The following is an 8,094-nucleotide window of genomic DNA, read 5'->3' as shown; positions in this document are numbered from 1 at the left end:
AATTAAAGTTAGTGGGTTTGCTTCCGAAGAGGAAAAATTAATTTTATGGAATGATTTAGACGCCAAAGATTACCATACTTATTTCACTATTTTCTCCAAGAGTAATACAATAAACATCAATCGTGGTTATAGTTATATGAATGACTGGAATACGGATCTATTGTACAATGTAATTAGAACGTTCCTCAATAATAAATCTTCTTAAATAAAAGTGACAATTTTCAATTTAATTCTTTCAACAAAAAACTTTAATCAGGCAAATTTCTCAAAAAGAAATCTCTGACATTACCGCCCATAATTTTATCAATATCCGTTTTTGAGAAGCCTTCTTTTTTCAACGCTTCCACCATAAGTGGCAATCCAGTTACAGCAAAATGAGTTTCAGTAGCTCCATCCCAATCAGAACCAAGTGCCACTTTATCAACGCCTATCTTGTCTGCAACATATTTGATAGATCTTGCTGTTGCAGCGGCATCTTTGCCACAAACGGCAGTTTCCCACAAACCGATTCCTACCAAACCATTCCGTTTTCCAATTTCTAATAAATGTTTATCCGAAAGATTACGTTGGTTATCACAAACTCCTTTTATTCCCGTATGTGAAACTAAAACTGGTCCGTTATGATATTTAAAAATATCGTCTATGGTTTGCTGTGAGGAATGTGCTAAGTCGATTGTGATATGAAGACTATCCATTTTTTTGATTAACTGAATTCCTTTTGGAGTCAACCCTCCTTTTACCATTCCGTGTGCAGAACCTGCCCATTCGTTGTCAAAAAAATGTGCCAATCCAATATATCTCACCCCTTCTTTATAAAACTCATCAAGATTACTCAAATCATTTTCCAAGCAATGAGCTCCTTCGATTCCCAACATTCCAGAAGTAAGTTTAGGATTCTTTTTCCGGTCAATAATAAACTGCTGCAATTCTTTTTTATTGGTAATCACCCTGAATCGTCCATCAGATTTAGTGGCAAAATCATGAAGTGATTCGCACTGATGTAAAGCCCTGTTTTTTATAGAAAACCAAGTGGAAGATGGATTCAATTGCAAAATATTTAGCAATGCGACTTGGTCGCTGGCGTTAGCATCGTTTTTTTCGATGTTGATTCCTTTAGGCACTTTGCTTACAATAGTAAACACCTGAAAAGCCATATTTGCCTGTTGCATTCGTGGCAAATCTACGTGGCCATAACTATGTTTTTCTATAAAATTTCTGTCCCATAACAAGGCATCACAATGTAAATCAGCAATAAAAGGAATAGAATCAAGAGTCGAATTATTAGAAAAATAAGTAACTAAAGTAACTTTATTTTTAGACTGGTCAATGTATTTTGGACCATAAATAAAAGCAACAAAAAGGATAATTATAATTAGCCCAAACACAATTTTTAAAATCTTTTTAAACTGTTTCATAATATTATTTTTATTACCTAATTTCCTTTTACATTACTTTCGCATCCAATTAATCACTCCAAATATTGTTATATTCATTTCTAGGTATCTAAAATTTAAGATTTGGAGCGATCTCTTTTTTCCAAATTTCGTAGCCTTTTGAATTCATATGCAAGCTGTCTTTTACAAAAATTTCACCTATTGGCTTCCTACTTTCATCCAACATTTTATCCCAGATACTGATAAAAACAGTATTTTTCTCCATCTTTAAAAACGTTTCGATTCGGTTATTGCCATCTATCATTTTTTCTCTCAAATGCCAACGTGAAGGGCTTGGTTTCATAGAAACATAAGCAACAAAAACATCTGGATATTTTTGTTTTATTATTTTAAAAAGCTTTCGAAACCTATTGTAAACAATTTCTCCCGTGACTTTATCATCATTGGCAATGTCATTTTCGCCACAATAAATCACAATCTGTTTCGGATGATAGGGATTTAGAATATCGTTTTTGTATTGGATTAAATTCAACAAGGTGGAACCTCCAAAAGCTCTATTTATTATCGGATGATCAGGAAAATATTCTTGCACATCTTGCCATTTTGTAAAAGACGAACTTCCAATGAACAAGATTTCCTGCTGCCTTGGAATGTTTTGCTGGTCAATTGTCTTGAATTTCTGAATGTCATCCCAATAAGGTTTTTCTTTTACTTTGCATCCAACGAATGAAAACAATAATAGCAAAAACAGTATTTTAATTTTAAAGTTCATTTTGATAATAATTTATGTGTGAATGTATTATTATTTTTTCTCATAAAAATCTTTTAATACGAAAAATGCTTTCTTTTTGTTTCCCTCATTCGAAATCAATCCTTTTCTATTGTAACCATCCTGAATTTCTGGAAGCAATCTTCTTGGGGAACGAAAATCAACTAAAATCCAAGGACTCATTCCGCTAATATTTGGGATTTTATCAATCATTTTCAAGTTTTGAATGTACAAATATTCTTGAAATTCTTCTGTCCAACGTTCGTCTTTTCCTCCGTGTAAACCTTGTTTTGCACCTCCTCCGAATTCTGAAACCACGACTGGCTTGTTATATTTTGAGGTCCATTGAATTTTTTCGGCATCTTCCAGATTGCCACCGTACCAACCCAAATATTCGTTGAAAGCAACAATATCAAGTTTTTCGGCAATAGCGTCGTCAACAAAACTATTTAGTTTATCACTTTTGGTAAGCAAAGCTGCACTTATCAATCGGGCATTGTCCATCGATCTTGCTTTGGCTGCCAAATTACCTATAAAAGTATTTCGAGCATCCGAAACTGGCGTTTCATTTGCCATAGACCAAATAATCGTAGAGCATCTGTTTTTGTCTCGAGTTATCATTTCGACCAATTGATTTTCGGCATTTTTATAGGTGTCCAAACTGGTAAAATCAACAGTCCAATACACGGGAATTTCCTCCCAAACCATCAAACCAATTTTATCAGCCAATCGCACCATATTTTCATTGTGTGGATAATGTGCCAATCGAACATAATTACAACCCAATTCTTTCGCCCAAGTCAATAACCGAACAGCATCAGCTTCAGAATTAGCTCTTCCTCCTTTGTCGTTTTCTTCGTGAATGGAAATACCACGCAGAAAAATGGGCTTTCCGTTCAATAGAATCTTTGCATTTTGGGTTTCTATGGTTCTAAAACCGATGTTGTCTTTGAGGATTTGACCATTATATTCTATAGAAACATCGTATAATTTGGGGGTTTCAGGTAACCAATATTGAATTTTTTTGTTGGCAATTTCAAAGTTTATTTTGCCATCGACATCAATTTTCCCTTTATAATTGATTTTCAATTCTGGTATTTTGATGCTTACAAATTCAGTGTTTTTATCGTAATTATTAATTTTTACATATCCTGAAATCGTGTTTTTGTCTCCTTTTTTAAGTTGGATAAAATAGTCTTGTACAAATGATTTTGGTTCTTCAATTAACAAAACATCACGTGTGATTCCACCATAATTAAACCAGTCCGTGTTAGTGGTAGGCACAGCTTCCTTGCGGCGTGTATCATCCACTTTTACCACCAAAAAATTATCTTTTGCTTTGATAATAGAGGAAACTTCAAAATTAAATGGAGTGAAACCACCTTCGTGAACACCCAGTTTTACACCGTTGAGATATACCTCAGCTTTATAATTGACCGCTCCAAAATAAACAAAAAGCCGTTTGTTTTCTTTCACATCGTAGTCAAAAGATTTCTTCAACCATAAAGTTCCTTCATAATAAAAGAGGTTTTCTTTTTGTGAATTCCAATCGCTGGGAATAGTCATTGTTGGCGATTTGTCAAAATCATATTCTACTAATTCCTGTTTGTTTTGAGCGTGATAATTGCTGTAATAAGCTGATTTTTGCAACCCTTTTTGTTGGTCGAAAGCATCGTGATGAAAACTGTAATAACCCGTTTCATACGAATCCACGATATAGTTCCACTCGCCGTTTAATGAAATTATTGTTCTATTGGGAACATTGGTTATCAGTTCTTGGGAAAACCCAAAAAGAGGAAAAAGGAGGAAAATGTGTTTGATAAATTTAGTCATAGCTTTTATTTAATTGGCAATTTTATATTTCACGTCTTTTGTAATGGTTTTCCATTCATCGGTTCTAAAAGGAACAGCAGGAAATCCTTCTTTATTAAATAAATTGCTTTCCGAGGCATCACCAATCCAGCTGAAATGAACTGAAATTGGACTTGAAACTTCTTCGCTTGAAACTACGACTTTATTGTCTTTGATGAAGGCTTTGGCATAATGAAAAACTTGGTCTTCGCCTGCAATTTCAAAGCCTTTAATGTAACCATATTTGTCTGGCGTAAATAAGCCGCTGCCAATATCATTGAAAGAAATGATGATTTCACTACCACTAATTTCCATTGATTTATACATCGGACCACTGCAAACCATTGGAATAGTATAAGTGTTATTCAATGCCAAAGCTGCCAATCTTTTTCCTACATCCAACTTATTTGTTGGATGAATATCGTTAGGATTTCCAATGTCGGTTGTAACTGCCATCCCCGTATTTGGAACTTTCAAAGTTAGAGTTTGAGCTTCTTGAAGTTCTGCCCAATCGCAACCTTCATTGCTGTTTCCGGTTGTTTTATAAGTTGCCAATTGCACAAAATAGAAAGGGAATTTTTTGTTCCATTTTTGTCTCCAGTCGTTTATCAATAACGGAAAAGCGGTTCGATATTGATAGGCTCTTGGCGCATTCGATTCGCCTTGATACCATAAAACCCCTTGGAATGCGAATGGAATCAATGGATTTATCATTGCATTATAACATAGCGAAGGAAATGAATTTTCGTTGGTTGTTTTTTTGATGGATTCTACTTGAAATTTCCATTTTCCACTTAACGGAATTATAGTAGTTCCTATAGTCAGTTTTAAATTCGCTGCATTTCCATAAATTCCACCACCTCCGCCGTTGTCAGTCACTCTTACAGCAATTACGTTGGTTCCTTCTTTTAAAATTCCGACAGGAATTGTATATTTTCTTTCTAAATTCCAGCCAATCCTACTTCCAACTTTTACCCCATTGATATATGTTACATCATCGTCGTCAACTGTCGAAAGTTCTAAAATCGCTTCTTTTTTGCTGTCATCGGCTGATAACGTGATAGATTTTCGAAGCCAAACTACGCCGTCAAATTCGCCTAAACTTTGTTTTTCCCAAATCTCTGGCTGGTTGAGTTCTGGCCATTTTGAATCATTAAATCCCGATTCCTTAAAATTACTTGCTGCTGCAGCATTTATTTTTCCACCTTGTATTGCTTCTATTCTCTTGTCAAACCCTTTTGTTTTTAATTTAACAATAGAATCCAAACTGACTTTTGGCATTCCTGCAATCATTTCCTTAAACTCATCGCTGCTTTCAAATCCTTCACGGCTAATCCAAGTTTCAATATTGGTTCCACCCCAATTGCAGTCGATGATTCCAACTGGTATTTTTAATTTTTCGTGAATAATTTTTGCAAAAAAATAGCCAAGCGCTGTAAAATCCCCCACTGTAGATGGGTCGCATACTTGCCAGCCCAAAGTTTTAACGTCAGATTCAGGCAAAGAGTTTGTGGCGTGAATAATTTTTATTTGACGTATCAACGGATAATTTGCGACCGCTGAAACTTCAGCATAATTGCTTATGCCCCATCCTTTGGGTCTTCCTACGGGCATTTCCATATTAGATTGTCCGCTGCAAAGCCAAACTTCACCAACCAAAACATTTTCAATTTCGATGGTGTTACTCGCTTTTATAGTCAAATTATAAGGCCCGCCAGCAGCTTCATTATCTAAACGAATCATCCATTTACCGTTTTTGTCGGCTTTAGTTTTTTTGATTTGCTTGTCAAAACGGACTTCTATTTTTTCGTTAGGTTTTGCCCAACCCCAAACGGGAATTTGAGTATTTCTTTGCAAAACCATATTATCGGCGAAAATTTTTGCAACAAAAACCTGTGCATTAATTGAAATACTACTGATGAGAATAACCAATAGAAATAAATACTGTTTTTTCATTTTTTTTAATTTATTTTATTTGACTATCCGTTACTAATACCAATCCGAAATTTTGTTAGTTTATAAAAAAATAAAGTTGTTTTTCTCTTAAAACCATTAAGAAATTAAGGTTCATTAAGGCTAAAACTTAATTTTCTTAATTTCTTAATGGTTTAAAAAGTATGATAATCTTTTTGGTTTGCATAACGGACAGTCATATTATTTTAATAACTCTAATATGTTTTTAATCTAATTCCTCCTAATTAAATTTAAACCAATCTAGTTTCAACCCATTAGATTTAACTTGGATTTTAATTTTATTTTCTCCTTTTTTCAATTTAAAAACACCAATCGTTAATTCGCTAAAATCTTTGTTAGTTACCGTTAAATTTACTTTTTTATTGTTAATCCAAATTTCCAAATAAGCAGGTAAATCATTGACTGATGCTCTAATTGTTAATAGATGTTTCTTATTGTCCAAACATTTAAAATTATAAACCACCCATTCAGATTTTTGAAGTTCAATGGATTGTTCTGACCAAAACTGATCTTTATCTGTGCTGTCCAATTTTATTTGTACAGGTTCATTTGTTCTATAAAATTTAGATTTGTTGAGCGTGTCCAACACAAAATAGGAACGATTATATCCTTCGAATCCATAATTTTCAGCTTCAATTTTTCCTGGAATTCTTGTGTTAATTGCATTGCAAACATCTTCAAAATAGTCGCAGTTGGCTATTTTTATGTTTTCGAGCAAGTCGTTAAATGCCTTTTCAGCAACCACACTGTCAGGTTTTGAACCTTCCTTAGTATATTCAGAAATCAAGTCCCAATTATCTGGTTTCTTGATAGAGTAAGGTGTGTTTTTGGTATCCATTTTTTTCCAAGGCCAAAACGAAAAACCAATGTTATTTGCATCGAAATATTGTGTAGTTGCCCAATAGATGGCATTCCCTTTTTCACCGGTTTCACCAACCCAAATTGGAGTGTTCAATTCCTTTCTTTTGATTAAATATCCATTTATATCATTTAAATTATCAGGTCTTGCCCAACAATAATAATGAAATTGGTAAAAAACGTTTGAATCAAATGGCTTATCAAAAAGCGACCAATCATTTGCCCAATTAAAACCTTCCAAAGTAATCATATGTTTTTGATCCACTTTCCGTATTTCCGAAGTTATATGTTTATAAACCGGAATCAGTAAATGTTTGTATTTATCGGCAGCTCCAGTTCCTATTGGCAATGGTTCATTTAATAAATCATAGGCAGCAATAACAGGTTCATCTTTGTATCTTTCAGCAATTTTAACCCAAAGATTTACGAGTTGTTCTTCATATTTTTTATCGGTAAAAAGTTCTGGTATATCGTTTGCACTATCATCAATATTGGCGCCTGTTTGTCCGCCTGGTGCTCCGTGCATATCAATAATAACATAAATTTTGTGTTTTTTGCACCAAGAAACTAGGGAATCAATCAATTGAAATCCCTCTTCAAGATAAACAGAATTTTCCCCTTCGGTCAAAAACAATCTTGAATTTAAAGCTGGTCTTACTGAATTGAATCCCAACTCAGCAATTCGTTGAATATCGGACTCCGTGATATAGTTTTGTCTATATATTTTCCAAAAATGATTTGCTTTTTCTTTTCCAATTAAATCTTCAACCACTTTTTCTATTTTCCGAGGACGGTCACCGAGACCTCCGAATTTCCACATATATCCTTCGGGCAAAAGCCAGTTTCCAAGTCCGACACCTTTTAAATATACTTTTTCTCCAGATTGATTAACCATATCCTGACCGGAAGTATGCAAGAAAGTTAAGCCATTTTCCTTTTTTGATTGCGAGTAGATGGAGCAACTAATAACTACAACTAAAATAAAAGTACTGAATGTTTTCATTTAATTTCTAATATTATTTTTAATAACTTATTGATAACCAAATCTACATATTTAAAACTATTTTTTTTAAATATGATTTACTAAAACAGCCTGTAACTATAAAATCACAGGCTGTATTAGAATTACTAACCACAAAAATCACCACGTATATATCCCGTGTCTTTAGGATAGTTGGGTTCTTAAAAATCTAAATTAATTTTACAATGATAATATTATATAAATCATAGGAATTTCAAAAACCTCTT

General features: G+C 33.7%; 6 protein-coding genes. 1 reads left to right on the top strand and 5 read right to left on the bottom strand.

Annotated elements, in window-relative coordinates; genetic code table 11:
• Positions 1–205 (top strand): hypothetical protein (locus PHC28_RS12300; protein WP_300100823.1); only part of this gene is annotated, 205 nt, incomplete at its 5' end.
• A gap of 43 nt (positions 206–248) precedes the next feature.
• Here PHC28_RS12300 and PHC28_RS12295 read toward each other — a convergent pair.
• From PHC28_RS12295 to PHC28_RS12275, 5 genes are all read right to left on the bottom strand, one after another.
• Positions 249–1,415, bottom strand: a complete 1,167-nt coding sequence (locus PHC28_RS12295; RefSeq protein ID WP_300100817.1) for a dipeptidase — start codon at positions 1,413–1,415, stop codon at positions 249–251.
• Positions 1,416–1,503: 88 nt separating this feature from the next.
• Complete coding sequence (locus PHC28_RS12290) at positions 1,504–2,166, bottom strand: GDSL-type esterase/lipase family protein (RefSeq protein WP_300100811.1); 663 nt, start codon at positions 2,164–2,166, stop codon at positions 1,504–1,506.
• Between the two features lie 30 nt (positions 2,167–2,196).
• Entirely contained in the window at positions 2,197–3,996 is a 1,800-nt protein-coding gene (locus PHC28_RS12285; protein ID WP_300100806.1) for a glycoside hydrolase family 2 protein, read from the bottom strand.
• 9 nt (positions 3,997–4,005) lie between these two features.
• Complete coding sequence (locus tag PHC28_RS12280) at positions 4,006–5,970, bottom strand: sialate O-acetylesterase (RefSeq protein ID WP_300100800.1); 1,965 nt, start codon at positions 5,968–5,970, stop codon at positions 4,006–4,008.
• A 238-nt stretch (positions 5,971–6,208) separates the two neighbouring features.
• Positions 6,209–7,849 carry a cellulase family glycosylhydrolase gene (locus PHC28_RS12275; protein ID WP_300100795.1) on the bottom strand — a complete coding sequence of 547 codons (1,641 nt, stop codon included), beginning with the start codon at positions 7,847–7,849 and terminating at the stop codon, positions 6,209–6,211.
• Positions 7,850–8,094: the final 245 nt, after the last annotated feature.

The sequence above is a fragment of the Flavobacterium sp. genome (genome assembly GCF_028712645.1).
Lineage (GTDB): Bacteria > Bacteroidota > Bacteroidia > Flavobacteriales > Flavobacteriaceae > Flavobacterium.
This window is presented reverse-complemented; position numbering and strand designations above follow the sequence as displayed.